Origin of the sequence: Nonomuraea sp. NPDC050478, from assembly GCF_044458265.1 — a bacterium.
In the GTDB taxonomy this organism is placed as follows: Bacteria; Actinomycetota; Actinomycetes; order Streptosporangiales; family Streptosporangiaceae; genus Nonomuraea; species Nonomuraea ferruginea.
In genome coordinates this window covers 1-25,633 of sequence record NZ_JBITHT010000010.1, presented here as the reverse complement: position 1 = coordinate 25,633, position 25,633 = coordinate 1, and the positions used below count along the sequence as shown (strand labels likewise).

Sequence of the window (25,633 nt, the reverse complement as noted above, 5' to 3'; positions counted from 1 at the left end):
GCGCGCAGGCGGCCCGTCGCCATCGTAATGTGCCGAGTGCGGCTGTTCACGGCGGATTGAGAGACGTACAGTCACTAAGTGTGACCTCTGTCATCACACTTCTCACGGATTACGGGCTCGAAGACGGTTATGTCGCCGCCTGCCACGGGGTGATCGCCGGGATCGCCCCCGAGGTCCGGGTGATCGACGTGTGCCACCTGGTCCCGGCGGGTGACGTGCGGCGCGGCGCGGCGATCCTGGCCCAGACGATCCCGTACATGCCCGTGGGCGTGCACGTCGGGGCGGTCGACCCGGGCGCGGGCGGCGCCAGGCGCGCGATCGCGGTCGAGGCGGGCGGCCGGGTGTTCGTGGGGCCGGACAACGGGCTGCTGTCGTGGGCGGTGCGCGCCAGCGGCGGCGCGCGGGCGGCGTACGAGCTGAGCAACGCCGAGCACTTCCTGCACCCGGTGTCGCCCACGTTCCACGGCCGTGACGTGTTCGCGCCGGTGGCCGGGCGGCTGAGCAACGGGCTGCGGCCGCGCGAGCTGGGCCCGCGGGTGCCGGTGGAGAGGCTGGTGTCGCTGCCCGCGCCGACGTCCGTGCTGCGCGAGGGCGCGGCCGAGGGCGAGGTCGTCTCGGTCGACCGCTACGGCAACACGCAGTTGTCGATCACGGCCGGCGACCTGGAGGCGCTGGGGCTGCGGGTGGGCGACACGCTCGGCGTGTCGCTGGGCCGGCGGCGGCTGTCGATGCCCTACCGGGAGACGTACGCGGCGGTCCCGCCCGGTGAGCTGGTGGCGTTCGCGGACTCGGCGGGCCTGATCGCGTTCGCGGTGAACTCCGGCGACGCGGCACAGCGCCTCGGCCTGCCTCCGGGGGCGCATGTCCGGTTGTCACCCTCCGTATAACGCAAAAGCCAACAAACGCCAATTACGTGGCGTATCGGACTGTTTACTGAACCGTCGGACTGAGGCCCTGACCCCGTGCCAGAATTCACGGCAGATCGGGCGCCCCCTCCCCCCGTTCGAGGTTCACGTGTTTCAGCTGTCCCTGCTCCTGCTCGCCCTCCTGTCCGTGTTCTGTTCCCCCGCCGCGCCGCCGGTGCCCGAGCGCTGGCGTGCCTGGCCGGTGACGCGGGTGTTCCCGTACGCCGTCCCCGGCACCAGCCCGTCCGGCGCGCAGGTCACCTACCTGCTGGCCGGGGTCGCGCCCGAGGCGTCCTGCGCGGCCGCCTTCCAGCCCGCGCTGCCCGCCTGCGTCACCGCGCTGCGCGCCACGTACGCCGACAGCACCGCCACCTACGTCGCCACCGCCGGCATCGCGGTCCTGGCCCGGCCCGTGCCCCCGGGCGCGGCCGGGCCCCTGCGCGTGCCCGCCGTGCGGCCGGTCGCCTTCCCCGGCGGCCCCGCCGAACGTTTCGGCGAGCGGCAGTGCTTCACCGGGACCCTGATCGCCTCCCACGCGCCGTACGTGATCGCCACCACCGCCGGTTACGCGGACGGACGGTCGTTCCGTCCGGGTGACCAGGCCGTGCCCCGGCTCGGTGGTTTCGCCCGCCAGCTCGCCACCGAGCTGCACCGGGGCCTCACCGGATGAGGCGGCCGCGCCTGCGGGCGGCGCTGCTGTCCCTGTCGCTGCTGTTCCTGTCGTCCCAGCTCGGCCTGGCCACGCCCGCCGCCGCGGACGACGAGATGGGCGCCCTCGCCAGGGCCAAGCAGTGGCAGGTCGGCACGCTGCGGCTGCACGACGCCTGGCGGGTCACCCAGGGCGAGAACGTTCTGGTCGCGGTGCTCGACACCGGGGTCCGCGGCGACCACCAGGACCTGCGCGGCTCCGTCGTGCACGGCCCCGACCTGACCGGAGCCGGCCGGGCCGGCGGCGTGTGGGGCCACCACGGCACCGCCATGGCCAGCCTCATCGCCGGCCACGGCCACGGCGAGGGCAAGGCCGGCGGCGTGCTCGGCGTCGCGCCCGCCGCCAAGGTGCTGTCGGTACGCGTCACGCTGGAGAACTCCGATCCCCGGCGGGCCAAGCGGCGCGCCGGCGGCCACGACGCGCTCGCCAAGGGCATCCGCTACGCCGTCGACCGGGGCGCCGAGGTCATCAGCATGTCGCTCGGCGGCGGCAGCGGCTCCTGGGAGGGCTCGGCCGCCGAGGAGGAGGCGGTGCAGTACGCGGTCGCCCACGGCGCGGTGCTGGTCGCCTCCTCCGGCAACGACGGCGAGAGCACCAACAGGAAGAACTTCCCCGCCGCCTATCCCGGCGTGATCGCCGTGGGCGCGGTCGACCGGAATTTCCGGCTCGCCGGGTTCTCCAACCGCCAGGACTACCTCTCGGTCGTCGCCCCCGGCGTCGACATCGTCTCCGCCGGCGGCGCCCGCCGTTACGTGGTCGGCGACGGCACCAGCTCGGCCGCCGCCATGGTCGCGGGCATCGCCGCGCTGATCAGATCCGCGTACCCGGACCTGTCGCCGTACCACGTGCGGCGGGCCATCGAGCTCGGCACCAGGAAGCGTCCGCGCGGCGGCTACAGCACCGGCTACGGCCACGGCGTCGCCGACGCCGCCCTGGCGCTGCGCGTGGCCGAACGCCTGGCCGGCCCCACCCAGCCGCCCCCGCTCCCCGCGGAGCACTTCGGCGAGGACCCGTCCGGCCCCCCGCCGGGCTCCCGCGCCCTGGTCATCGCGGGCCTGGTGGCGCTGGCCCTGGCCCTGTCGGCCCGCATCCTGCTCCACCACGATCGTCGCCGAGCCGTTCCCTGGAGCCGCGGCGGGGCTCCCCCCTGACACGACCGCCCCCGCACCGAAGGGCGCGGGGGCGGCGGCGTCGACACGCGCCGCTAGTTCACATGCACCACGTCATGCGTCTCGGCGAAATGGCAGGCGCTCTCGTGGGACGTGCCCGGCCGGATCTGCAGCAGCGGCTCCTCCGTCGCGCAGATCTCCTGCGCCTTCCAGCACCGCGTGCGGAAGCGGCAGCCGGACGGCGGGTTGGCCGGCGACGGCGGGTCGCCCTGGAGGATGATCCGCTCGCGCTGGTCGCGGCCCTCGGGGTCGGGGACCGGCACCGCCGACAACAGCGCCTGGCTGTACGGGTGCGCGGGCTTGTCGTAGATCTCGACGTCCTTGCCGAGCTCGACGACCTTGCCCAGGTACATCACCGCGACCCGGTCGGAGATGTGGCGGACCACCGACAGGTCGTGGGCGATGAAGATGTACGCCAGGTTGAACTCGTTCTGCAGCCGCTCCAGCAGGTTGATCACCTGGGCCTGGATCGACACGTCCAGCGCCGAGACCGGCTCGTCACAGACGATGATCTCCGGCTGGAGCGCCAGCCCGCGGGCGATGCCGATGCGCTGGCGCTGACCGCCCGAGAACTGGTGGGGGTAGCGGTTGATGTGGTCGGGGTTGAGCCCGACGACCTCCAGCAGCTCCTGCACCTTGCGGGTGCGGTCGCCCTTGGGCGCCACCTCGGTGTGGATGTCGAACGGCTCGCCGACGATGTCGCCGACGGTCATCCGCGGGTTGAGCGAGGTGTACGGGTCCTGCATCACCATCTGGATGTTGCGCCGCATCCGCTTGAGCTCGGCGCCCTTGGCCTTGGCGATGTCACGACCGTTGATCTTGACGGAGCCGGAGGTGGGCCGCTCCAGTGCCATCAGCACCTTGGCGAGGGTGGACTTGCCGCAGCCGGACTCGCCCACGACGCCGAGCGTCTCGCCGCTGGCGAGGTCGAAGGAGACGCCGTCGACGGCCTTGATGGCCCCGATCTGCTTCTTGAACATGATCCCCTGGTTGAGGGGGAAATGCTTCACCAGATCGCGGACCTCGAGGATCGTCTCACCCTTGGTCGCCATCGAGGACCTCCCTCCAGTAGTGGCAGGCGCTGTTGCGCGTGCCGCTGATCTCGTAGAGCGGGGGGCTGTCGGTCACGCAGTTGTCCTGCCGGTACGGGCAGCGCGGGTGGAAGGCGCAGCCGGTCGGCATGTCGAGCAGGTTGGGCGGCAGGCCCTTGATGGCGTACAGGTCCTGGCCCTTGAGGTCGACCCGGGGGATCGACTCCAGCAGCCCCTTGGTGTAGGGGTGGGCGGGCGCCTTGTAGATGTCGTGCACGGAGGCGTTCTCCACGATGCGCCCGCCGTACATGACCGCGATCTTGTCGGCGACGTCGGCGACGACGCCGAGGTCGTGGGTGATCAGGATCATGCCCATGTTGCTCTCGCGCTGCAGCTCCGCGAGCAGCTCCATGACCTGGGCCTGGACCGTCACGTCGAGCGCGGTGGTCGGCTCGTCGGCGATCAGCACCTCGGGGTCGAGCGCGATCGCCATGGCGATCATGATGCGCTGCCGCATGCCCCCGGAGAACTGGTGCGGATAGTCGTTGACGCGCTGCTTGGCGCCCGGGATGCGGACCCGGTCCATCAGCTCGACGGCCTTCCTCACGGCGTCGCGCTTGCCCATGCCGCGGTGCACCCGGAACATCTCGCTGATCTGCCAGCCCACGGTGAACACCGGGTTGAGCGCGGAGAGCGCGTCCTGGAAGATCATCGCGATACGCTGGCCGCGCACCTGCGTGCGCGCCTCCTCCGAGAGCCTGAGCAGGTCGGTGCCGTTGAAGCGGACCTCCCCCTTGGGGATGCGCGCCGGCGGCATGTCGAGGATGCCCATGATCGCCTGCGCGGTCACGGACTTGCCGGAACCCGACTCGCCCAGGACGGCGAGGGTCTCGCCCGCCTGGAGCGAGTAGCTCACCCCGTTGACCGCCCGTACCAGGCCGGCGCGCGTGGCGAACTCCACGTGCAGGTCGTCCACCGCGAGCAGCGGCTCGTTGCCCAGCCCTCCCTCGGCAGGCAACGCGTGCGGCGATGTCTTGCTCATGTTTCCCCCCTCCTACCTGAGCTTCGGGTCGAGCGCGTCGCGTACGGCGTCGCCCAGCATGATGAACGCGAGCACCGTGATGCTCAGGAACAGGGCCGGGAACACCAGCGGCAGCGGCGCCTCCAGGAACCGGTTCCGGGCGTCGGCGATCATCAGGCCCCAGGAGATGTCGGGCGACTGCACGCCGACCCCCAGGAAGGACAGCGCGGCCTCGGCCGCGATGAAGCCGCCCAGGTTGATGGTGGCGACGACGATCACCGGCGCGAGCGCGTTCGGCAGCAGGTGCCGGAACATGATGCGCGCCTGGCCGGCCCCCAGCGCCTTGGCCGCCAGCACGAAGTCCTGGCTTCTCGCGGTGATGACGGCCGCCCGCATGATGCGGAAGGTCATCGGCCACGCCAGCACCGAGAGCGCGATCACCACGATCCAGATGCCGATCCCGGCGTCCCGGAACGTCGCCGTGATGAGCAGCGCGCCCAGGATGGAGGGGATGGCGAAGAAGACCTCGGTGACGCGGGACGTCAGGACGTCGGTCCAGCCGCCCCGGGTGCCCGCCAGCAGGCCGAGCAGCCCGCCGACCAGCGCCGTGATCACCGTGGTGGCGACACCGATGATGATCGAGTTCTTGGCGCCGTAGATGGTCTTGGCGTACACGTCGCAGCCGAGGTTGTCGCGGCCGAAGATGTGGCCGGCGCTCGGGCCCTGGCGAGCGGTGGAAAGCTCGCAGGTCTTCGCGTCGAACGGGTTGATCGAGGTGAACAGCGACGGCCAGAACGACATGACCAGCAGGATCGCGATCAGGACCAGCGAGAAGATGAACATCGGCCTGCGGCGCAGGTCGTACCAGGCGTCTCGCCAGAGGCTCGCCGGCTTCGCTTCCTTCTTCTTGGGCTGCTTGACCGGCGGGGACGGCTGGTTCTCCGTCAGCGACTGGGTTTCGGGGAACGCCGGCCCGACCTGGCCCAGCTGCGGTGTCTCACTCATAGCGGATCCTCGGATCGAGCACGGCGTACAGCATGTCGACGATCAGGTTCGCCACGATGTACACCAGCACCAGGATTGTCACGATACCTACGACGATGGGTTGCTCACGTAGGTAAACGCCCTGATACAACTGCAAGCCGATGCCCGGCAGGTTGAAGATGGTCTCCGTGATGATGGCGCCGCCCATGAGCACGCCCAGGTCGGCTCCGAGATAGGTGACCATCGGGATCAGCGCGTTGCGCAACCCGTGTCTGCCCACGACCCGCCGTCTCGACAGGCCCTTCGCGGTGGCGGTGCGGATGTAGTCGGAGCGTAGCGTCTCGACCAGACTCGTCCTGGTCAGACGTGTCAGGTACGCGATCGACGTGCCGGCCAGCACGAAGCCCGGCAGCAGGTACGACTGCAGGCCCTGGCCGACTCCCGCGATGGGGAAGAACTCGATCCCGGTGACCTGCTTGAGCCATACGCCCAGCCACAGCTGCAGCACGAAGCCGGTGACCAGGGTCGGCACCGAGATGAGCAGCAGCGTCGAGGCCAGGATCGCGGTGTCGGTGGCCCGGCCGCGGCGCAGCGCCGCCCAGAGGCCGAGCAGCAGGCCGATGATGGCCTCCATGACCAGCGCGGTGAACGCGAGGTTCAGCGTGACCTGGAACTTGCCCGCCATCAGCTGGGTGACGGGGACGCCGGCGAAGGTCTTACCGAAGTCACCGTGGAAAAGGATGCCGCTGATGTAGTACCAGTACTGGACCAGCAGCGGATCGTTCAGGTGATACTGCTCGCGGATGATGGCGGTGATCGCCGGGTCCTGGCGCTTCTCGCCGGCGAGCGCCTCGATGGGGTCACCAGGAAGCGCGAACACGATGGCGAAGATGAACAGCGTGGCGCCCAGCAGGACTGGTATCGCCTGGATCAGGCGCCTGATGATGTAACGGCCCATACAAGCCTCCCGTACATGCCAGAAGGCAGTCCCTGGGAACCTTGGGTGGCGCGTGCCCAAGCGACTGCCTTCGTGGCGGGCTCACGAGGGGTGGACGGCGTCCCGCCCACCCCCGTATATAACGTCAGGCCTTCTCGACGTCAGCCCATTCAACCTGGTTGAGCAGATTGATTCTGACGTTCTTCACCTGAGTGGAGTACCCAGAGTTGTTCCGGTAGAAGTACACCGGAACGTACGGGAGGTCCTTGATCAGGACATCGTCGGCCTGCTGGTAGAACTTCAGGCCCTCTTCAGGGCTCTCCGCCTGGTCGCCCTTGGCCACCAGCTCGTCGAACTCCTTGCTGGAGTAGCCCGCGTAGTTGGAGCCGGTCTTGATGGCGCCGGTCGAGAAGATCGGCGACAGGTAGTTCTCCGCCGACGGGTAGTCGACCGCCCAGCCCATGCGGAACATGCCCTTGTACTTCTTGGCGTCCAGGTCGTCGAGGATGTTCGCGAACTTCTCGAACGGCCTCACGGTGACCTCGACGCCGAGGTTGGCCCGCAGGTTGTTGGCGACGGCCTCGATCCACTCCTTGTGGCCGCCGTCGGCGTTGTAGCCCAGCTCCAGCTTGGCCGGGCCGTTGGCCGCCGCGTACTGCTCCTTCGCCTTGCCCGGGTCGTAGGTGCAGGCCGCGCAGGCGCCCTGGCGGTAGCCGTCGATGGCCGGGTTGATGAAGTCGTCGGCGGGGGCGCGGGTGCCGGAGAAGACCGTCTCGGCGATGGTCTTCCGGTCGATGGCCATCGAGATGGCCTCCCGCATCCGGACGTCCTTGTACTCGTCGTTGTACTGCAGCGGGAAGCCGATGTAGCCGATGCCGGCGTCCGGCTGGTCCTGGTAGCGGTCGCCCAGGGCCGTCTTCGCGCTGGAGATGGCCGAGGCCGGCAGCGAGTCGTGGATGTCCACGTTGTTCGCCTGCAGGTCGTTGTAGGCCGTCTCGGAGCTGTTGTAGAGCTTGAACTGGAGCTTGGTCCAGCCGTTGGGCTTCTTGGCCGGGTACTTGTCGTACACGGAGAGGTCGACCGTCTGGTCGGTGCCCTTCTTGTACGGCTTGTCGAGCTTGAAGAGGCCCTGGCCGATCGGCTTCTCGCCGTACTCGTTGGTCACCTTGCCGTCGGCGCCGAAGGCGGCCTTGGGCAGCGGGTAGAAGGCGGTGTAGCCGAGCATCGTCCTGAACTGCGAGAACGGCGCCGCCAGCTCGACGGTGAAGGTCGAGTCGTCGACGACCTTCAGGCCTTCCATCTCCTTGGTGGTGACTTCCTTGCCCTCACCCGGGTTCAGCGCGTCGTAGCCCTTGACGCGGCCGAAGAAGTAGCCGGCGCCCTGCGCGTTGTCCTGGTTGGCGGCGTAGTTCCACGCGTCGACGTAGTTCTGTGCGACGAGCGGCTCACCGTTGTGCCAGGTGTAGCCCGACTTGAGCTTGATCGTCCACGTGATGTTGTCTTCCGTGGTGATCGACTCGGCAGCGGCTTCTACGACCTGCTTGTTCTCGTCGTAGTTCACCAGGGGCTCGAAGACGGCCGCGAGGAGCTCGGAGCCCTCGGACTCGGTGGTGTTCGAGGGGACCAGCAGGTTCTGCGGCTCACCCAGCTCCATGCGGACCGGCGTGTCGCCGCCATCCGCCGCGGGGTCACCGGACGGGCTGGCACCGCCGCCGCACGCGGCAACCGCGAGAGCGAGCAGCGCGGTACCGGCGACGATCCGTGCGCCTCTAGTAACACGCATGGTGAAAAAATTCCTCCCTCTACCAAGGTGGGCGTAAGCGCTGAGCTGCGATGATCGTGAGCAGCCTGACGGGGGGTTCCTTGTAATCCCCCGGGTTTGGCTGACCTGGTCAAACCAGCCGACGCCCTGCCAGTCGATCGCGACTATCTCCTACTACTTGCCACCAGCACGTCTCTGGCGCGTTGCAGTTCGGTCACACGTCCGCCTGTCCCACGTCGCGCCCATACGGCTCGCAAGGGGATGAAGTGCATAAACGAGTCAGACGGGCATTCGCGGGGACGGGAAGTGTCGATGAAAAATACCTCCTACCAGACGGTGCTCGTGCCGTTGCCGCCATCGTCCGTCCCGCTGGGCTACGGTTGAGCGAGTCTTGACGGTGGCTTGGAACCGAGCGCCACGAGACACCGTCCAACTGTCGGCCGCGCGCCACGCGGCAGGCATCCCGAGCAACCCGGATCCAATAGAGTCCATCCCATGAGCCAGCCGGAATCCGCTGTCGCGGACGCCCAGGCGGGCGGCCGAAGCGGGCAGGAGCCGCTGGCCAAGCTCGCCGAGAGATACGGGCTTCGCCGTGCCATCGCACGGCCGAGGTTTCTCGTCTATGTGCGCCAACTCGCGGAGCGACGACACTTCATCCTGACGTACGCGACCTCGCGCAACGTCTCGAAGTACTCCAGCTCCGCTCTCGGCCAGCTGTGGCAGGTCCTGACCCCCCTGCTCAACGCGGCCATCTACTATGTGATGTTCGGCATAGTCCTCGGCGGCCGCGACGGCGTCGAGAACTACCCGGCCTTCCTGCTGATCGGCATCTTCGTCTTCACCTACACGCAGCGCAGCGTCACCGCGGGCGCCAAGTCGATCTCCGGCAATCTGTCGCTGATCCGTGCGCTCCACTTCCCACGCGCCGCGCTGCCCCTGGCCTACACCATCCAGGAGCTCCAGCAGCTCGCCATCTCCATGGGCGTGCTGGTGCTGATCGTGTTCATCACCTCCGAGGTGCCTACGTGGTACTGGTTGATGATCCCGGTCGTGCTGATCCTGCAGACCATGTTCAACGTGGGCGCCGGGCTGGTGATGGCACGGCTCGGGTCCTCCATGCGGGACCTCAACCAGCTGCTGCCGTTCATCACCCGCACCTGGCTCTACGCCTCCGGTGTCTTCTTCTCCATCCAGGACAAGGTGGTGGAGACCGCGGGTCTGCCGCAGTGGGTCGCCACCGCCATGTATCTCAACCCGGCCGCCTCGTACATCGAGTGGATGCGGGACATCTTCATCTACAAGCACACTCCCCCGCCGATGGTGTGGATGGCTTGCGTATTCTGGGCAGTGTTCGCACTCTGCTTCGGCTTCTGGTACTTCTGGCGGGCTGAGGAGAGGTACGGGCGTGGCTGACCTGACCGAGGAGCTGGCAAAGGTGAAGGGCGAGGAGCCCGCCGTCCCAAGCAAGGACGTCCGGGTGCATCCCGACCCGGAGCCCGCTAAGGGCCCCTTGGACGTGCCCACGGGCACGCCGACGGTCATCGTCGACGATCTCCACATCGTCTACCGCGTCTACGGCGCCGCGTCGGAGTCCGAGAAGGGCAACGCGGTCAACGCCTTCATGCGCATCGTCAAGCGCCAGGGCAGGCCGCAGATGAAGGAGGTCCACGCCGTCAAAGGCGTCTCCTTCGTGGCCTACCACGGCGACGCCATCGGCGTCGTCGGCCGCAACGGCTCCGGCAAGTCCACGCTGCTGCGCGCCATCGCCGGCCTGCTGCCGCCCCACTCCGGCGCCGTCTACACCGACGGGCAGCCGTCGCTGCTGGGCGTCAACGCGGCCCTGATGCGCGAGCTGACCGGCGAGCGCAACATCATCCTCGGCTGTTACGCCATGGGCATGACCCCGGCGGAGGTCAGGGAGAAATACCAGGAGATCGTCGACTTCTCCGGCATCGACGAGTTCGTCCAGCTGCCGATGTCCACCTACTCCTCCGGCATGGGCGCCCGGCTCCGCTTCGCCATCTCCTCGGCCAAGACCCACGACGTCCTGCTCATCGACGAGGCCCTGGCCACGGGTGACCGCGAGTTCCGCAAGAAGAGCGAGCAGCGCATCCGCCAGATCAGGGAGTCGGCGGGCACGGTCTTCCTGGTGGCCCACGACCTGCGGGTGATCCAGCAGACCTGCAACCGGGTGATCTGGCTCCACAAGGGAAAGATCAAAATGGACGGCGACCCCAAGGAAGTCCTCGCCGCCTACACCAAAGGCTGACCACCATCTGACACCGCCTCTGCCGAGGCGGCGCGCCCACGCGGAGCGGCGCGACCCGCGAGAAGCGACGCGGCCGCGCGAAGCAACGTGACCACGCGAAGCAACGCGACCACGCGAAGCAACGCGACCACGCGAAGAAACGCGACCGCCCATGCGGCTGGGCAAATGGCGCGGCCTGCCTGAGAGTCCCGGCCGGGCCGGTCAGGGCTCTCGGGCAGGCCTCGCCACTTCCCCTGCCGCTTCGTGGACGCGCCGCGTCGGGCCCGGTCTCTTCCGCGGGCCGTTCCCGACGGCGGGCCGGTCGTCCGTGACGATCCGCCGGCGGGAAACGGAAACCTTCTCGGGACACCCCGGGCGGGCCGCCATGATGCGGGCCTTTGGCACGCCCAGGCCCCCGTAGATTTCGAGACGGTGTGCGAGAAGTCAGTCGGGGCTGCGCGTGTAGGACTGACAGGAGGGGCTACCGTTCGCTAGGATTCGAACGTCGGTTCGAGCTTGGGAACGGTGATGGAGTGGGGGGACACGATGGGTGAGCTCTCGGCCGCTATCGACCACCTGGCCACCGAGGATGTGACCGAGATACCCACGATGCAGCTCGCCGAGCAGTTGCTGGAGCTGCACTGGCAGATGGCGAGGCTGCAGGCCCAGATCGCCCGCCGCACGGGCGTGCGACTGCCCGGATAGAAAGCGAACCGCCGCCGACCCTGGTGCGGGCCGGCGGCGGGGCCGCGGCTCACAGCGCCGCCACCCTGCAGACTTGGGCGGCGCCGGCGAGCGCGGCGGGGGTCGGGAAGCCACTCCCGGGGATGGGCTCCCGCAGGATGCGGGGCCCGGCGATGCTTCAGAGGGTGCGGAGCTCGGGTCCGCCAGAGGATCAGCGGTAGTGCCAGGGGTCCCGGACCATGCTGGTGAGGGCGGCCGTGGTCCAGCCCAGCGCGGCGACGGTGTCGGTGTAGGCGCTGGTGGCCTTCGTCCCGTTGGTGGAGACCAGGGCGGAGGCGTCCTCGACGAGCGGGGCGATCTCATCGATGGAGGCGACCTGAGTGGTGCCGGGCAGCGACTCCAGCAGCGGCGCCGTCTCGGCGGGCGCCACGCGGCCGACGAGCGGCGCCAGACGTCCGTTGCTGGATCGCGGCAGCGCCTGCTTCGCGGCACGCGACATGCCGACGACCGTTTCCTGCAGCGACAGGTGGGCCACGCCTGTCGTGGCGCCGTCCAGCGCCGACGTGGCGCCGTCCAGCGCCTCGGTGGAGCCGTAGCGTCCGCCGGGCACCATCCGGGTCGTCGACAGCGACGCCGTGGCGCCGCCGAGCGAGCCTTCGAACAGGTAGGCGACCTGGGCGAAGGCGCCCTCGAACGTGTCCTCCTGCGTCGGCTTGACCTGCGCCCTGGGCTTGGCCGGGCGCGAGGCGGCGAGGCCGTCCAGAGGCAGGGTGTTGGACAGGCCGTCGATGCCGGGGCGTCCCTGCGGCCTGGTCTGGTTCTGCGCGGGCTTGGCGGAGGCCTTGGCGGCTGCGCCGAACAGCCCGTCCAGCAGGCCGCCGGCGAGCCCGCCCACCAGGCCGTCGAGCGGCGAGTCGTCGCCGATCCGGGCCTGGTCGCGCTTCGTGGGCGAGGCGCCGAGGTCCCCGGCCTGGGCCTGCGCCGGCACGGCGAGTGCCGCCGCGAGCCCGAATGCCGTTACGGCGACCGCCGTCTTCATTACACGTTTCATGATTTGCCTTCCCGGCTCGTGATCGATCGCTTCGGAGAGCATTGAATTGCGAATCGATAACCCCCGAATGCCGTGGCGTACACGCTATGGGCACCGCACGAAGCGCGCCGTCCGCGGCTGAGCTACGGATGCAGTTCTATCACCGCGCACGACCCCGGGTGAGCCGCTAAAAGCCCGCGTGACAAGGGCTTTGTGGGTAAGTTACCGAGCCCGAAAGGGGTCACACAGGGGGAGACAAATCGGGAAATAGAGGGGGGCTAATTCGGATATTCCATGGACGCTTCCGGCGTCCGTAAGTGCGCTTTCCCCGGCCCGCGCCAGGAGCTCGACAAAATGAATGTCACGGGCCGGGGGCGCAGATTTTCCGCTTGCGGTGGCCGCCCTTGACCGCCTCAGGCCCCGAGCGAGGCGGCGACCTCGAACGGGAAAGCGTCGGCGAAGGCCGGCCGCAGGTCCGTCAGCCAGACGGCCGACGGGTCGTACCGCGCGAAGAACGGCCGCCCCACCAAGGACGGGTCCCGCGCCTGGATGAGGTGGAGCACGAACACCCGCTGACCGGCGATCTCGGTGACGCCGTCGACGCACACCTTCCCCGGCGTCGCCGACATGGACGGCCCGCGGACCGTCCTGCAGAGCCCGGAGACGCTCGCGTACGCGTCCCTGAAGATCTCGTACGCGCGGCCGAGCGGCACCGCGAAGTAGTCCTGCGGACCGGTGTCACGCTCGACGAACATGTAGTACGGGATCATCCCCATGCGGTGCTGGCGCCGCCACATGGTCTCCCACACGGCCGGGTCGTCGTTGATGGACCTGATGAGCGGCGCCTGGGTGCGGATCGTCGCCCCGCTGCCCAGGATCCGTTCCACCGCGGACTCGACCAGCGGCGACTCCAGCTCGCGCGGGTGCGAGAAGTGCGCCATGAACGCGAGGTTCTTGCCTGCCTTGACGACCTCCTCGAACAGGCCGAGCGTGGCGTCGGCGTCGGGGTCGGTGACGAAGCGCTGCGGCCAGTAGCCCAGCGCCTTGGTGCCGATCCTGATGGACTCGAGCTGCTCCAGCTCCAGCAGCGGCCCGATGTAGCGCCTGATCACCGGCTCACCCATGATCATGGCGTCGCCGCCGGTGATCAGGACGCTGGTCACCTCGGGATGCTGGCGGAGGTAGGCGACCATCTGGTCGATGTCGTCGGAGGCGAACTTGAGGTCGGCGTCGCCGACGAACTGCGCCCACCGGAAGCAGTAGGTGCAGTAGGCGTGACAGGTCTGCCCTTGCTTCGGGAAGAAGAGCACGGTCTCCGGATACTTGTGCTGCATCCCGGGCACCGGCTCCTCGCCGATGCGCGGCACGTTGAGCTCCTTCTGGCCGGCGGGGTGCGGGTTGAGCTGCGCTCTGACCTTGTTCGCCTCCGCCTGGATCTCCCCGTTGGGCGCCTCGGCCTTGAGCAGGTCGGCCAGCCGGGCCACATCGGCCTCGGGCAGCATGTCGGCCTGCGGGAAGACGAGACGGTACATGGGGTCGTCGGGCGCCGCCGACCAATCTATGAGTTCATCGACGACGTAGGCGTTCGTCCGGAAGGGCAGCACCGTGGCCACGGCCCGCACCTTCAGCCGCTCCCCGTCATCGAGCCCGGCGCGTCGCAGGAGCTCGTCGAGGTGCTTGGACGTGTACGCCTTGAAGCGTCGCGTACCTGCTTGGTTCAAGATCACTAGGCCTTTCCCGTCTTTTTTGTTCGATCGGATGTAAACCTCACGCCCCCGTCGCGCGTCTATGGCTCTTATACCGAGAGTAGGCTGCCCGCGGCTATGGTTCGGAGGGTGCTCCAAGTTTCTTGGGAGAATTGAAATCACGACATATCTTGATTTGACCTAAACTGGCGGTGTGACCCACGACCCTGCCCTCCGGGCCTCCGACGCCGACCGCGACCAGGTCGCCGCGCTGCTCAACGAGGCCTACGCCAGTGGACGACTCACGAGCCCCGAGCACGCCGACCGTCTCGAGGCCACCTACCAAGCTCGCACCATGGGCGAGCTGGAGCCCCTGATCGTGGACCTGCCCAAGGTCCGGTCCTCCACGGCCGCCGCGCCCATCGCGACGGAGCAGACCGTCAACGCCGTCTTCAGCAAGGTCGTCAAGCGCGGGCGCTGGATCGCCTCCCGCCACACCCGCCTGTCGGCCACGTACGGCGCGCTCATCGTCGACCTGTCGGAGGCCGTGCTCCCCGGCCGCGAGATCACCCTTTCCATCAGCGCGTTCGCGGCCAAGCTGATCATCCGGGTGCCGCCGAACGCCCAGGTCATCGACGAGGTCGGCGCCATGTTCGCCAAGCGCCAGGTCTCGGGCGACAACACCCCCGACGGCGACGGCCCGGTGATCAGGGTGACCGGCCGGGTCACCTTCGGCAAGGTCGTCGTGGCCCGCACCGTCCACGACTGGAACCTGAGCGGCGACGCCTAGTCCTGCCCGCCGGTTAGCCTGGTGACGGCCTCGCCTACCATTCGGACGGCCAAGCGACACGCCGTACGAGGTGACTTTTGCCAGACAGCAGGCCGATCGCGGTCGACGCCATGGGCGGCGACCGCGCGCCCCACGAGATCGTGGCGGGCGCCGTGCACGCCGTGCGCGAGCGCGGGCTGCCGGTCGTCCTCGTCGGCTCGCCACGCGTGCTGTACGAGTCACTCGCCGAACACGACGCGGCCCACGAGATCCCCATCGTGCGCGCCGAGGAGGCGCTCGCCATGGACGAGGGCGCGCTGGCCAGCCTGCGCCGGCCCCGCTCCAGCATCGCGGTCGCCTGCCACCTCCTGCGCCGCGGCGACGTGTCGGCCGTGGTCTCCGCCGGCTCGACCGCGGGCATCGTGGCCACCGGCAAGCTGCGGCTCAAGACCCAGCAGGGGGTGCTCCGCCCGGCGCTCGCGGTCGCGCTGCCCACCCTGCCGCACCCCACGCTGCTCCTGGACGCGGGCGCGAACGCCGAGGTCAAGCCGGAGATCCTGGTCCAGTTCGGCCACCTCGGCGCCGCCTACGCCGAGCTGGCCTTCGGCATCGCCGAGCCCCGGGTGGGCCTGCTCACGATCGGCAGCGAGGCGGAGAAGGGCAACAAGCTCGTCCGCCGAGCCCACGAGCTGCTCGACGCCGCCCCCGCGCTGACCTTCGCCGGCAACGTCGAGGGCTACGACCTGCTGACCGGGCGGGCCGACGTGATCGTCACCGACGGGTTCACCGGCAACGTGGCGCTCAAGACCATGGAGGGCGCCGTCCGCTACGCCTTCGACGAGCTGCGGCGGTCCGTGAGCGAGAGCCGGATGGCCAAGTTCGGCGCGTTCATGCAGCGCTCCCGGCTGCGCGAGCTGAGCGGCCGGCTCGACGCGGAGGCGTACGGCGGCGCGGTGCTGCTCGGGCTCAACGGCACCGTCGTCGTCGCGCACGGCTCGTCCAGCGCCAGAGGAGTCAGCGCGGCCTGCCGGCTCGCCGCCGACCTGTCGGCGGGCGGGCTGACGTCCCGGATCGGCGAGCGGATAAGCGCCCACAGATCACGCTGAAAGCCGTAGGGTGATCCCCGTCCGCCTATCAGGGGAATCAGGCGGACCGACGCCGGCGGGGAGACCCGCTCAGTGACGTTGCCGCAGGTCGGGGGGTTCGCGGTGGACGGAGTCATGTCGCTGGACGGGCTCACGTCGGCGCAGGTCGCACGGGCGAGACCGAACGTGGTGCCGCGCCGGTCCAGCCGGTCGCTCGCCGCCATCATCAGGGCGAACGTCTTCACGCTCTTCAACCTCGTCATCGGCGTCCTGTGGGCGCTCATCCTCGTCTTCGGCGCGTGGCAGGACAGCGTGTTCGGCCTGATCATGGTGGCCAACGTGCTGATCGGCGTCGTCCAGGAGCTGCGCGCCAAGCGCACGCTGGACCGGCTGGCCGTGGTCGGCGAGAGCCCCGTGACGGTCCGCCGCGACGGCGCGGACCGGCGCGTCCCGCCGCACCAGGTGGTCCTCGGCGACCTGATCGTGCTCGGCCCCGGCGACGCGCTGCTGGTCGACGGCGAGATGATCGTCTCCGCCGGGCTGGAGGTCGACGAGTCGCTCCTGACGGGCGAGGCCGACCCGGTGCGCAAGGAGCCCGGCGACCCGGTGCTGTCGGGCAGCTTCGCCGTCGCCGGAACCGGCCTGTTCCGGGCCACCGCCGTCGGCACCGACGCGTACGCCGCCCGGCTGGCCGAGGAGGCGAGCCGTTTCCACCTCGCGCACTCCGAGCTGCGTGACGGCGTCGCCCGGTTCATCCGCTACATCACCTGGCTGGTCATCCCCATCGGCGCGCTGCTCACCTACAGCCAGCTGAGCAACTCGGCCGACTTCGCCACCGCCATCACCGGCGCGGTCGCCGGGATCGTCACCATGATCCCCGAGGGCCTGGTGCTGACGACCTCCATCGCCTTCGCCGTGGGCGTGGTCAGGCTCGGCCGCCGCCGCTGCCTGGTCCAGGAGCTGCCCGCGATCGAGGGCCTGGCCCGAGTGGACGTGCTCTGCCTGGACAAGACCGGCACGCTCACCGCCGGCGGCATGACGCTCGACCGCGTCCTGCCGCTGCGCGAGGGCCGCCCGGTGGGCGACGCGCTCGCCGCGCTGACCGCCGCCGACGGCCACCCGAACGCCACCGCCCGCGCGATCAGCGACCGCTTCCCCTCCGCGCGCTGGCGTCCGCTGGCCACCGTGCCCTTCTCCTCCGAGCGCAAGTGGAGCGGCGCCGACTTCGGCCCGCACGGGGTGTGGCTGCTCGGCGCCCCCGACGTGCTGCTCGCCCCGTCGGCCCCGGAGCGCGCCCAGGCGGCGGAACTCGCCGCCACCGGCGCCCGCGTCCTGGCCTTATGCCGTACGAACCGGCTCCCGGACGGCAACCGCCCCCCGGCGAGCCACCGTACGGACCCGATCACGGCGGACGCACACTCCGCGAGCCACCGTACGGACCCGATCACGGCGGACGCACACTCCGCGAGCCACCGTACGGACCCGATCACGGCGGACGCCCTCCCTGAGGACGCCCGTACGGACCCGTCCGTGATCGGCGTCGAGGAGGGCGAGCCGGTGGCGCTCGTCGTGCTCAAGCAGCGCGTCCGCCCCGACGCCCACGAGACGCTGGAGTACTTCGAGCGGCAGGGCGTCAGCGTGAAGATCATCTCCGGCGACGACCCGCGCTCGGTGTCCGCGATCGCCGCCGGGCTCAACGTGCCCGGCGCCGACCGCGCGGTGGACGCGCGCACGCTGCCGGACGACGAGGACGCGCTCGGCGAGGCGCTCGACGCCGCCACCGTCTTCGGCCGGGTCAGCCCCCAGCAGAAGCGACTCTTCGTCACAGCCCTGCGCAAACGCGGCCACACCGTCGCCATGACCGGCGACGGCGTCAACGACGTGCTCGCGCTCAAGGAGGCCGACCTCGGCATCGCGATGGGCGCGGGCAGCCCCGCCACCAAGGCCGTCGCCCAGGTCGTGCTGCTGGACAACCGGTTCGCGGCCCTCCCGCACGTGGTCAACGAGGGCCGCCGGGTGCTGGCCAACATCGAGCGGGTCTCCGGGCTGTTCCTCACCAAGACCTTCTACGCGATCGTGCTGTCGCTGATGACCGGGGTCGCGGGGATGATGTTCCCGTTCACGCCCCGCCATTCCACGCTGGTGAACGCCGTCACCATCGGCCTGCCCGCCCTCTTCCTGGCGCTCGCGCCCACGCTGGAGCGGGCCAGGCCCGGGTTCGTGCCCCGGGTGCTCAGGTTCGCCGTGCCCGCCGGGGTGATCTGCGCCTTCGCGGTCCTGCTGGCGTTCCGTGCCGCGGCCGGGGGCACGCTGGAGGAGCAGCGGACGGCGGCCGTGCTCGCGCTCTTCCTCACCACGTGGTGGGTGCTCGTCCTCGTCGCCAGGCCGCTCGACCGGTGGCGGGTGGCCCTGGTCGCGGCCATGGCCGGGCTGTTCGCGCTGGCCCTGGCGAGCCCGTTCGTACGGGAGGTCTTCGAACTCCGCCCCGGCGGTCCGCACGACGATCTGATCGCCGTCGGCATCGCTCTCGTGGCCTGCGCCGGCATCAGCATCGCGGTCAAGGTCGCCGGTACTCTTAGGACATGACCGACCCGCAGAAAGTGCTCACCGAGCGCGTCCAGCAGGCGCTGGCGTCCGCGTTCGGCGCCGAGTACGCCGACGCAGATCCGCTGATCCGGCCCTCCCAGTTCGCCGACTTCCAGGCGAACGTCGCGATGAGCCTGGCCAAGCGGCTGCGACGAGCCCCGCGGGAGGTCGCCGAGTCGATCAGGGCCGAGCTGTCCGACTTCCCCGGCGCCGTCGAGGTCAGCGGCCCGGGCTTCCTCAACATCACGCTCGACGACGGGTGGATCGAGTCCCAGGCGTCCCTCGTCTTCAAGGACCCGCGCTCCGGCGTCGCCACGATCGCCCCCGCGCAGACCGTCGTCATTGACTACTCGGCGCCCAACGCCGCCAAGGAGATGCACGTCGGCCACCTGCGCACGACCATCGTCGGCGACTGCCTGGCCCGGGTGCACGAACACCTCGGCAACCACGTCGTCAGGCAGAACCACCTGGGCGACTGGGGCACCCCGTTCGGCATGCTCATCGAGCACCTCCTCGACATCGGCGAGGAGGCCGCGGTCGCCCAGCTCGAAGCCGGCCAGGGGACTGAGTACTATCAGGCCGCCCGCGCCAAGTTCGACGGCGACGAGTCGTTCAAGCAGCGCTCGCGCGTACGGGTGACCACGCTCCAGTCGGGCGACCCGGAGACCATGCGGCTGTGGCACGTCTTCATGGACGCCACCGTGCGCTACTTCAACAAGGTCTACACGATGCTCGGCGTCACCCTGACCGACGCCGACCTCGCCGGCGAGAGCATGTACAACCCGATGCTGGAGAAGACCTGCCAGGATCTGGAGGCGGCCGGCGTCGCCACGATCAGCGAGGGCGCGCTCTGCGTGTTCCCGCCCGGCTTCACCGGCTCCGACGACAAGCCGCTGCCGCTCATCGTCAGGAAGAGCGACGGCGGCTACGGCTACGCCTCCACCGACATGGCCGCCATCCGCTACCGGGTGCACGACCTCAAGGCCGACCGCATCCTCTACGTCGTGGGCGCCGACCAGGCGCTCCACTTCCGCATGGTGTTCGCCGCCGCCGAGCTGGCCGGCTGGCTGCCCGACTCGGTCTCCGCCGAGCACGTGCAGATCGGCATGATGCTGGGCAAGGACGGCCGCCGGTTCAAGACCCGCTCGGGCGAGTCCGTCAAGCTGATGGACCTGCTGCAGGAGGCGATCGACCGGGCGTCCGCGGCCATCGCCGAACGCGGCTACGACCAGGCCACCCGCGAGGAGATCACCCACGCCGTCGGCATGGGCGCGGTGAAGTACGCCGACCTGTCGGTCAACCACGACAGCGAGTACGTCTTCGACTTCGACCGCATGCTGGGCTTCACCGGCAACACCGGCCCCTACATGCAGTACGCGACCGCCCGAATCCGGTCCATCTTCCGCAAGGCGGGCCGCTCCCCCGACGACACCACGGGTCCGATCGTGCTGGGCGAGCCCGCCGAGCGCGCGCTGGGCCTCCACCTGCTCGGCTTCGGCGAGACGCTGGAGCAGGTGGCCGCCCAGTCGGAGCCGCACCGGCTGTGCGCGTTCCTGTTCGAGGCGGCCAGCCTGTTCAGCACCTTCTACGAGGAGTGCCCGGTCACCAAGGAGGGCGTCGACCCGGAGACCAGCGCGCGACGGCTGGCGCTCTGCGCGCTGACGCTGCGCGTGCTGGAGACGGGCCTCGACCTTCTGGGCGTCCCCGTACCCGAGCGCATGTAACAGGCGATTCGATCAAAGTCCCCGTTCCGCTGTGGCGCGCCTCCGCCTCGGAGGCGTGCCACGCGGGTTACCCTTTACGGGGTCATGAACTGAGGCCGAATTGGGGGAGTTCTCTGCCTTGAGCACGGACCTGACCGCGAGCCCCCAAGCAGCCAACGAGCTACGGCGCTACGCCGAGGCGTTGCTGGCGCACCTGGCCGCGAACGGCAGCGCGCCCCCCGCACCACCCGGCTTCACCGACATCCCCGGCCACTGGCTGCCGCCCGCCGTCGAGGCGCTGGTGACCATCCTCGCCGGCGACGACCCGCTGGAGCCGCTGAGCAGAGCCGCCTCGCGCGACCAGCAGCAGACCGCGGTCTTCCTCTGCCTGGCGCTGGCCGTCGCCGGCCACGGCAGCCGCATCCACGCCTCCTGGCTCGGCACCGCCTTCGGCGACCTCTCACTCGACCGGCCCGTCTCCCACGGCCAGCGGGCGCTCTGGCTGGCCGCCGCCCGCGGCGCCTACGGCCCCGCCGGCAAGATCTTCGTGCTGCGCAAGCTCGACGCGCTCGCTGTGCAGGAACAGGCCGACCCGCGCCAGTGGGTGCAGGCGCTCGTGCCCGGCGAGCCGTCCGTGGTGGTGCCCGCCTCGCTCGTCGACTTCCCTGAGATGGCGGAGATCCCCGAGCTGGCCAGGCCGGCCCAGGCCGCCGCCCGGCTGACCCGGTTGCGGGCCCGCTGCGAGGAGATCACCTCGGCCCGCCAGTCCGACCAGGGCTCGGCCGCGCCGCTCGCCAACTCCGGCGCCACCCCCGCCGCCACCTGGGCCGAGGACGAGCCGCTGGCCGTGCTCCGCGCCATGATCGGGCTGAGCGGGCCACCCGGGCCGCAGGCCTCGCTCGACTCCCACCTGCTCGACGACCTGCGCCCCGGCTCCGACCCCCACCTGACGGCGATCGCCCTGCACGTCGCGGCGCCCATCCTGCGTGGCGTCGCGGAGGAACTGGAGTCCGACAGCAGGCTGGAGCCGCCGCCGTCGGTCACCGTGTCGTTGCTCGGCCACCGGGTCGAGCTCCGCCCTGAAGGCCCCGACGAGGAGTCGCTGGCCGTCGCCGAAGCGGCCATCTCCGCTGCCGTGCCGGCCCTGCCCCGCGCTCCGTGGGCGCCGGGGCTGCTGGTGCTCGGCGGGCTGACCTGCCTGGTCGCCGCCTTCCTCACCCACCCGGTCACGGCCGCCGCCGGGGTCGTGCTCTTCGCGCTGGCCGGGTGGCTGCTCTGGCAGCGCCGCGAGCGCGTCCTGTCAGACGCCGCGTACGTCGCGGCGCAGGTGAGCGAGCTGAGGGAGCTGGCCGACGGCGCGGTGTGGGCCCTGCACGCCTACGCCCGCGAGGCCGAAGGCCGCGCCAAGCAGGCCGCGGAAGACGCGACCGACATCACCCGCCTGATCCGCCGCGGCCCCCGCGCGGCCTGATCGATCATCGCCTGTCCCGCCCACAGCCTCGGCCGCGGCGGACCGCGCAGGCCGTGCCGACTCCCCGCCCGCGCCGGCACGTGGCCTGGCGCGGGTCAGGTCGTCTCGATCTCGACGTGCGCGGGCGCCAGCAGGAAGACGCGGTCGGCGATGCGCTCGATCCGCCCCTCGCAGCCATAGGCCAGACCGGCGGCGAAGTCGACCATGCGCGTCGCCTCCGGCATCGCCATGCCCGTCACATCCATGATCACCGTCTGGCCGTCGCGGAAATACTGGCCGATCAACGGTGCGTCGTTGTACTTCAGCGGCTGGACCATCACGATCCGTGACGACTCGATGGTGGCCCGCCACCGGCGCGCCGCCCGCTCCGTGGCAGGCATGTACTCCTCTTCGTACTGCCCGTCGTCGTCATAAGCCTCGTCATACTGATCAACCGCGCCCAGGCCCAGGTAACCCGCAACCTTACGCACTGCCCCCATCGGCTTGTCCTTTCCTCAGGAACTCACCGCAATCGGCACGTCCCGACACATTGGACGGTAACCGACGATTCCGCGTTCGCCATGCGACACGCCCAGCACTAATTCCATTTTGTACGGCTAGCGTCCTGGTTTCACCCCGATATCTGGCCCCCTATAGCATCGGCTCATGCGCCTGTTCATCGTCGACGCCTTCACCGACACAGCTTTCCAGGGTAATCCCGCAGGCGTGTGCCTGCTGGAAGATCGGGTCCCCGACGTGTGGATGCAGTCGGTCGCGGCCGAGCTGAAGCTGTCGGAGACCGCCTTCCTGCTGGGTGATTCGCTGCGCTGGTTCACGCCGAAGGTGGAGGTCACGCTGTGCGGGCACGCCACCCTCGCCACGGCGCACGTCCTGTATTCGACGGGCGTCGCGCATGGCCCGGTGAAATTCGCCACGGCGAGCGGAACGCTCACGGTGAATCGCCAACCGGACGGAATGATCACGATGGATTTTCCGGTCAAGGAAGTGACTGCCACCACAGTTCCCGAAGGTCTGGAGAAGGCACTCGGCGCCACCCCCGTGCATGTTTCGAAGGGCGCCCTCGACCTGCTGGTCGAGCTGGATTCGGCGGAGACCGTGAGGGCTTTGCGGCCCGATATCGACGCCCTCGCGGCGATCGACGCACGCGGAGTGATCGTCACCGCCCGGGGCACCGAGACCGACTTCGTCTCCCGGTTCTTCGCGCCGAAGGTCGGCGTGCCCGAGGACCCGGTGACGGGCTCGGCCCACTGCGCTCTGTCGCCGTACTGGTCTGCCAGGCTCGGCCGCGAGACGCTGACCGGCGCCCAGTTGTCGGAGCGGGGCGGGCTGGTGCGGGTGACCCTCGCCGGTGATCGCGTGCACCTCGCGGGCCACGCGGTCACTGTTGTCTCGGGCACCATGCAACTCCAGCCTCCCTCCTGAATCACTGGCCTGCCCGTATAACAGCAGTTCTCACCTGACGTCCAGTTGCAATTTGATATCAGCGGATGAACAGGAGGCTTCTCGCGGTGTCGCGGAACCCGAGCCCGCTGTAAAGACGTGCCGGTACGGGATACCCGTCGTCGCCGCGCGGCGCCACCACGGCCTGCTTGGCGCCCGCCGCCCGTGCCGCGCGCAGCGCCGCCAGGCACACCGCCTTGGCCAGTCCCTTGCCCCGGTGCGCGGGCACGGTGCCGACCGGCTCGATCAGCGCCACGTCGCGGTCGTCGAGCCAGAGCAGGCAGTACGCGGCCGTGCCGCCGTCGGGCCCGATCGCGCACCAGTCGAGGTCCTTCCGGTACGGCCAGGCCGCGCGGACGGCCGCGTAGCTCTCCTCGGAGACGCGCGACGGGTGGAAGGCCGCCCGGTGCGCCGCCACCCGCCCGGGCACGTCACGCACCGCTTCGAGCCGGAACCCCGCGGGCGGCTCCGGCTCGGGCAGACCGTCGAGGTCTCGTACCATCTGCACGAAGAACGGCCCGTCCTTCTCCCGTGCGTAACCGCGCTCCTCCAGCGCGGCGACCAGGTGCGGCTCCCCGCTCGACACCTCGACCTGCCGCTCTCCGGCCGGCACGATCTCCTCGAACCAGCGCAGCACGTCGTGCGCCAGCTCGGCCCGTTCGGGGTCGACCGCCAGGTTGAGATATCCGGGCAGGTGGATCCACCCCCAGGCCAGGGTCCGCCGATCGGCCCGCCACAGCATGGTGGGCCACTCCGGCTCCCGCCCGGTGTGCTGGAGCCGTCCCCAGGCCAGGTCGCCGGCGTGCCAGCGCGCCCGCGGCGACCAGATCCGGCCGGTGAGCTCCTGCATGGCCCGCAGATCCCGGGGACCGCCGTAACACGTCACGATCATCCCGCCATCCTCGCCCACCCTCGCCCGGCGACGCATCCCGGTATCCGCCTCCCACGCGAAAAGCCCCCACCCCGCGATGACGCGAGATGGGGGCTCACTAGGGGATCAGGACTCCTGGGGCAACTCCGCGGTCTCCCGGTGACGTCGGGGGATCAGGACTCCTGGAGCAGCTCCAAGGTGTCTCCGGTGACGTCGGAGGCCAGCGCGAACGCCTTCTCCGCCTCCGGAAGGGAGTGCGCCAGCTCCTGCGCCTTCCGCAGGCTCTCCTGGGAGTCCCACCGCCAGACGCCGACCCAGGTCCCGTCCTCGGTCCGCCCCAGCCTCGCCTCCTCCAGCCCCGGAACCGCGGACCGCACCGTGGACGCCAGAGTGGCGTGCCTGTCCTGCACCTCCTCGGAGTCCTCCGGCTTGGCCTTGAATCGGGTGATGGCGATGACGGGCTTCTTCGTGTTCTCTGCACTCATACCGACGAGCGTGCCCGGCCCTCCTCGCACCTCCCGCACAAACCCCGCACACCGCCCTGAGCCCGCGGCCAGGTCCGCGACGATGGGACCGTGGACTACGACACGCTCATAACGGAAGCGCTCGCCGCCCCGATCGGCGGCTGGGACTTCAACGCCTTCGCCAGCCGCTACGTCACGGGCAGCCCGCCATGGAGTTACGAGGAAGTCGTACGGGAACGCCTCCCCCGCGTGCGCTCCCTGCTGGACATCGGCACGGGAGGCGGCGAGTTCCTGTCGTCGCTCGCCCCGCTGCCGGCACGCACCGCCGCCACCGAAGGGCACCCGCCGAACGTCGCCATCGCCAGGGAACGCCTGACGCCTCTCGGTGTCGAGGTGGCGGCCGTCGACGGGAACGCGCTGCCGTTCCCGGACGGCTCCTTCGAGCTCGTCGTCAGTCGGCATCACGCCTACGACCCCGATGAGGTCCTCCGCGTCCTGGTGCCGCACGGCACCCTTCTCACTCAGCAGGTGGGTGGCTGCGACCTGGCAGAGCTCAACGAGGCCCTGGCCGCCCCACCGCACCCGCACCATCACTGGGATCTGGAGCGCGCCATCGCTGGCCTTGAGAAGGCCGGCTTCGCCGTCACCTGGCAGGCCGAGTCGTTCATTCCAGCCCGGTTCCGCGACATCGGTGCGGTCGTCCAGTTCCTGCGGGTGGTCCCGTGGCAGGTACCGGACTTCGATGTGCGGACGTACGAGTCCGCCCTGCGCACCTTGCACGAACGGATGCAGGCGGGGCATGCCCTCCGTGCTCGCTCTCACCGCTTCGCTCTGATCGCCTCTCCCAGGTGAAGGCACGTGAACCAGCGAGGGCCTCGGCGATCACGCCGAGGCCCCAGAAACAGGAAAGCCCCGAAGCCGAAGCCTCAGGGCTCACCCACAAGAAACACCCCGAGACCGAAGCATCGAAACCCTCCTAAACAAAGAAAGGCCCCGACAGAACCTGTCGGGGCCTTTCCCATATGAAAATTGTCCGGCGGTGACCTACTCTCCCACACCCTCCCGAGTGCAGTACCATC

Annotated in this window: 23 protein-coding genes; 13 read left to right on the top strand and 10 right to left on the bottom strand. The window is 69.9% G+C overall.

The genetic code is table 11. The features are described 5' to 3' along the window. Nucleotides 1–80: 80 nt before the first annotated feature. The 3 genes from ACIBF7_RS39190 to ACIBF7_RS39180 all read left to right on the top strand — a co-directional run bounded on the left by ACIBF7_RS39190 (nt 81) and on the right by ACIBF7_RS39180 (nt 2,765). The gene (locus ACIBF7_RS39190) at nt 81–887 is read left to right on the top strand and encodes an S-adenosyl-l-methionine hydroxide adenosyltransferase family protein (protein WP_148035135.1); all 807 of its coding nucleotides are present in this window, start codon (nt 81–83) and stop codon (nt 885–887) included. Nucleotides 888–1,014: 127 nt separating this feature from the next. Continuing rightward, on the top strand, nt 1,015–1,575 hold the full coding sequence (locus ACIBF7_RS39185) for a hypothetical protein (protein ID WP_219550892.1): 561 nt from the start codon (nt 1,015–1,017) through the stop codon (nt 1,573–1,575). Further along, nucleotides 1,572–2,765: a S8 family serine peptidase gene (locus ACIBF7_RS39180; RefSeq protein ID WP_271280077.1), complete on the top strand. Its 1,194-nt coding sequence runs from the start codon at nt 1,572–1,574 to the stop codon at nt 2,763–2,765. The genes ACIBF7_RS39185 and ACIBF7_RS39180 overlap by 4 nt, the downstream gene beginning before the upstream one ends. A gap of 53 nt (nt 2,766–2,818) precedes the next feature. On the opposite strand, the gene ACIBF7_RS39175 is transcribed toward ACIBF7_RS39180, so the two are convergent. The 5 genes from ACIBF7_RS39175 to ACIBF7_RS39155 form a co-directional block, all read right to left on the bottom strand. Beyond that, nucleotides 2,819–3,835 (bottom strand): ABC transporter ATP-binding protein, encoded by a 1,017-nt coding sequence (locus tag ACIBF7_RS39175; RefSeq protein WP_148035138.1) that lies wholly within the window; start codon nt 3,833–3,835, stop codon nt 2,819–2,821. Further along, on the bottom strand, nt 3,819–4,856 hold the full coding sequence (locus tag ACIBF7_RS39170) for an ABC transporter ATP-binding protein (protein WP_364233690.1): 1,038 nt from the start codon (nt 4,854–4,856) through the stop codon (nt 3,819–3,821). The genes ACIBF7_RS39175 and ACIBF7_RS39170 overlap by 17 nt, the downstream gene beginning before the upstream one ends. A gap of 12 nt (nt 4,857–4,868) precedes the next feature. Next, nucleotides 4,869–5,840, bottom strand: a complete 972-nt coding sequence (locus ACIBF7_RS39165) for an ABC transporter permease (protein WP_148035140.1) — start codon at nt 5,838–5,840, stop codon at nt 4,869–4,871. Beyond that, nucleotides 5,833–6,777, bottom strand: coding sequence for an ABC transporter permease (locus ACIBF7_RS39160; RefSeq protein ID WP_148035141.1), 945 nt, complete (start codon nt 6,775–6,777; stop codon nt 5,833–5,835). Before ACIBF7_RS39160 ends, ACIBF7_RS39165 begins: the two co-directional genes overlap by 8 nt. 124 nt (nt 6,778–6,901) lie before the next feature. Then, a complete protein-coding gene (locus tag ACIBF7_RS39155) occupies nt 6,902–8,539 on the bottom strand; it encodes an ABC transporter substrate-binding protein (protein ID WP_148035142.1) in 1,638 nt (545 codons plus the stop codon). A gap of 474 nt (nt 8,540–9,013) precedes the next feature. On the opposite strand from ACIBF7_RS39155, the gene ACIBF7_RS39150 reads away from it, so the two are divergent. The 3 genes from ACIBF7_RS39150 to ACIBF7_RS39140 all read left to right on the top strand — a co-directional run bounded on the left by ACIBF7_RS39150 (nt 9,014) and on the right by ACIBF7_RS39140 (nt 11,471). Beyond that, nucleotides 9,014–9,931 carry an ABC transporter permease gene (locus ACIBF7_RS39150; protein WP_271280081.1) on the top strand — a complete coding sequence of 306 codons (918 nt, stop codon included), beginning with the start codon at nt 9,014–9,016 and terminating at the stop codon, nt 9,929–9,931. Between the two features lie 64 nt (nt 9,932–9,995). Continuing rightward, a complete protein-coding gene (locus ACIBF7_RS39145) occupies nt 9,996–10,787 on the top strand; it encodes an ABC transporter ATP-binding protein (protein WP_372452527.1) in 792 nt (263 codons plus the stop codon). Between the two features lie 525 nt (nt 10,788–11,312). Continuing rightward, complete coding sequence (locus ACIBF7_RS39140) at nt 11,313–11,471, top strand: hypothetical protein (protein ID WP_187281663.1); 159 nt, start codon at nt 11,313–11,315, stop codon at nt 11,469–11,471. A 190-nt stretch (nt 11,472–11,661) separates the two neighbouring features. Here ACIBF7_RS39140 and ACIBF7_RS39135 read toward each other — a convergent pair whose 3' ends face one another. Both ACIBF7_RS39135 and ACIBF7_RS39130 read right to left on the bottom strand, forming a co-directional pair. Beyond that, the gene (locus ACIBF7_RS39135; protein ID WP_271279790.1) at nt 11,662–12,501 is read right to left on the bottom strand and encodes a hypothetical protein; all 840 of its coding nucleotides are present in this window, start codon (nt 12,499–12,501) and stop codon (nt 11,662–11,664) included. Nucleotides 12,502–12,893: 392 nt separating this feature from the next. Next, nucleotides 12,894–14,207 (bottom strand): KamA family radical SAM protein, encoded by a 1,314-nt coding sequence (locus tag ACIBF7_RS39130; RefSeq protein ID WP_271279789.1) that lies wholly within the window; start codon nt 14,205–14,207, stop codon nt 12,894–12,896. Between the two features lie 172 nt (nt 14,208–14,379). Between ACIBF7_RS39130 and ACIBF7_RS39125 the strand changes: the two genes are divergently transcribed. The 5 genes from ACIBF7_RS39125 to ACIBF7_RS39105 all read left to right on the top strand — a co-directional run bounded on the left by ACIBF7_RS39125 (nt 14,380) and on the right by ACIBF7_RS39105 (nt 21,779). Next, nucleotides 14,380–14,955, top strand: a complete 576-nt coding sequence (locus tag ACIBF7_RS39125) for a DUF1707 domain-containing protein (RefSeq protein ID WP_271279788.1) — start codon at nt 14,380–14,382, stop codon at nt 14,953–14,955. A 77-nt stretch (nt 14,956–15,032) separates the two neighbouring features. Next, a complete protein-coding gene (gene plsX, locus ACIBF7_RS39120) occupies nt 15,033–16,040 on the top strand; it encodes a phosphate acyltransferase PlsX (RefSeq protein WP_271279787.1) in 1,008 nt (335 codons plus the stop codon). 114 nt (nt 16,041–16,154) lie between these two features. Further along, on the top strand, nt 16,155–18,605 hold the full coding sequence (locus tag ACIBF7_RS39115) for an HAD-IC family P-type ATPase (RefSeq protein ID WP_397199501.1): 2,451 nt from the start codon (nt 16,155–16,157) through the stop codon (nt 18,603–18,605). Then, nucleotides 18,602–20,329, top strand: coding sequence for an arginine--tRNA ligase (gene argS, locus ACIBF7_RS39110; protein ID WP_364233702.1), 1,728 nt, complete (start codon nt 18,602–18,604; stop codon nt 20,327–20,329). The genes ACIBF7_RS39115 and argS overlap by 4 nt, the downstream gene beginning before the upstream one ends. Nucleotides 20,330–20,447: 118 nt before the next feature. Continuing rightward, the gene (locus ACIBF7_RS39105) at nt 20,448–21,779 is read left to right on the top strand and encodes a hypothetical protein (RefSeq protein ID WP_364233708.1); all 1,332 of its coding nucleotides are present in this window, start codon (nt 20,448–20,450) and stop codon (nt 21,777–21,779) included. A gap of 95 nt (nt 21,780–21,874) precedes the next feature. On the opposite strand, the gene ACIBF7_RS39100 is transcribed toward ACIBF7_RS39105, so the two are convergent. After that, nucleotides 21,875–22,258, bottom strand: coding sequence for a cell division protein SepF (locus ACIBF7_RS39100; RefSeq protein ID WP_148035150.1), 384 nt, complete (start codon nt 22,256–22,258; stop codon nt 21,875–21,877). Between the two features lie 166 nt (nt 22,259–22,424). Here ACIBF7_RS39100 and ACIBF7_RS39095 point away from each other — a divergent pair, with 166 nt between their 5' ends. Next, nucleotides 22,425–23,201, top strand: coding sequence for a PhzF family phenazine biosynthesis protein (locus ACIBF7_RS39095; RefSeq protein WP_364233713.1), 777 nt, complete (start codon nt 22,425–22,427; stop codon nt 23,199–23,201). A gap of 58 nt (nt 23,202–23,259) precedes the next feature. Here the strand turns inward: ACIBF7_RS39095 and ACIBF7_RS39090 are convergent, their stop codons facing one another. Beyond that, nucleotides 23,260–24,111 (bottom strand): GNAT family N-acetyltransferase, encoded by an 852-nt coding sequence (locus ACIBF7_RS39090; protein WP_364233716.1) that lies wholly within the window; start codon nt 24,109–24,111, stop codon nt 23,260–23,262. Between the two features lie 152 nt (nt 24,112–24,263). After that, nucleotides 24,264–24,575, bottom strand: coding sequence for an antibiotic biosynthesis monooxygenase (locus ACIBF7_RS39085; RefSeq protein WP_219550912.1), 312 nt, complete (start codon nt 24,573–24,575; stop codon nt 24,264–24,266). Between the two features lie 90 nt (nt 24,576–24,665). On the opposite strand from ACIBF7_RS39085, the gene ACIBF7_RS39080 reads away from it, so the two are divergent. Then, nucleotides 24,666–25,406, top strand: a complete 741-nt coding sequence (locus ACIBF7_RS39080; protein ID WP_397199368.1) for a class I SAM-dependent methyltransferase — start codon at nt 24,666–24,668, stop codon at nt 25,404–25,406. Nucleotides 25,407–25,633: the final 227 nt, after the last annotated feature.

Coding starts and splice junctions, on each gene's coding strand:
- ACIBF7_RS39160 (WP_148035141.1), bottom strand. CDS start 6,777: ATGGGCCGTTACATCATCAGGCGCCTGATCCAGGCGATACCAGTCCTG.
- ACIBF7_RS39150 (WP_271280081.1), top strand. CDS start 9,014: ATGAGCCAGCCGGAATCCGCTGTCGCGGACGCCCAGGCGGGCGGCCGA.
- ACIBF7_RS39090 (WP_364233716.1), bottom strand. CDS start 24,111: ATGATCGTGACGTGTTACGGCGGTCCCCGGGATCTGCGGGCCATGCAG.
- ACIBF7_RS39095 (WP_364233713.1), top strand. CDS start 22,425: ATGCGCCTGTTCATCGTCGACGCCTTCACCGACACAGCTTTCCAGGGT.
- ACIBF7_RS39170 (WP_364233690.1), bottom strand. CDS start 4,856: ATGAGCAAGACATCGCCGCACGCGTTGCCTGCCGAGGGAGGGCTGGGC.
- ACIBF7_RS39155 (WP_148035142.1), bottom strand. CDS start 8,539: ATGCGTGTTACTAGAGGCGCACGGATCGTCGCCGGTACCGCGCTGCTC.
- ACIBF7_RS39140 (WP_187281663.1), top strand. CDS start 11,313: ATGGGTGAGCTCTCGGCCGCTATCGACCACCTGGCCACCGAGGATGTG.
- ACIBF7_RS39175 (WP_148035138.1), bottom strand. CDS start 3,835: ATGGCGACCAAGGGTGAGACGATCCTCGAGGTCCGCGATCTGGTGAAG.
- ACIBF7_RS39180 (WP_271280077.1), top strand. CDS start 1,572: ATGAGGCGGCCGCGCCTGCGGGCGGCGCTGCTGTCCCTGTCGCTGCTG.
- ACIBF7_RS39100 (WP_148035150.1), bottom strand. CDS start 22,258: ATGGGGGCAGTGCGTAAGGTTGCGGGTTACCTGGGCCTGGGCGCGGTT.
- ACIBF7_RS39085 (WP_219550912.1), bottom strand. CDS start 24,575: ATGAGTGCAGAGAACACGAAGAAGCCCGTCATCGCCATCACCCGATTC.
- ACIBF7_RS39115 (WP_397199501.1), top strand. CDS start 16,155: ATGTCGCTGGACGGGCTCACGTCGGCGCAGGTCGCACGGGCGAGACCG.
- argS (WP_364233702.1), top strand. CDS start 18,602: ATGACCGACCCGCAGAAAGTGCTCACCGAGCGCGTCCAGCAGGCGCTG.
- ACIBF7_RS39165 (WP_148035140.1), bottom strand. CDS start 5,840: ATGAGTGAGACACCGCAGCTGGGCCAGGTCGGGCCGGCGTTCCCCGAA.
- ACIBF7_RS39135 (WP_271279790.1), bottom strand. CDS start 12,501: ATGAAACGTGTAATGAAGACGGCGGTCGCCGTAACGGCATTCGGGCTC.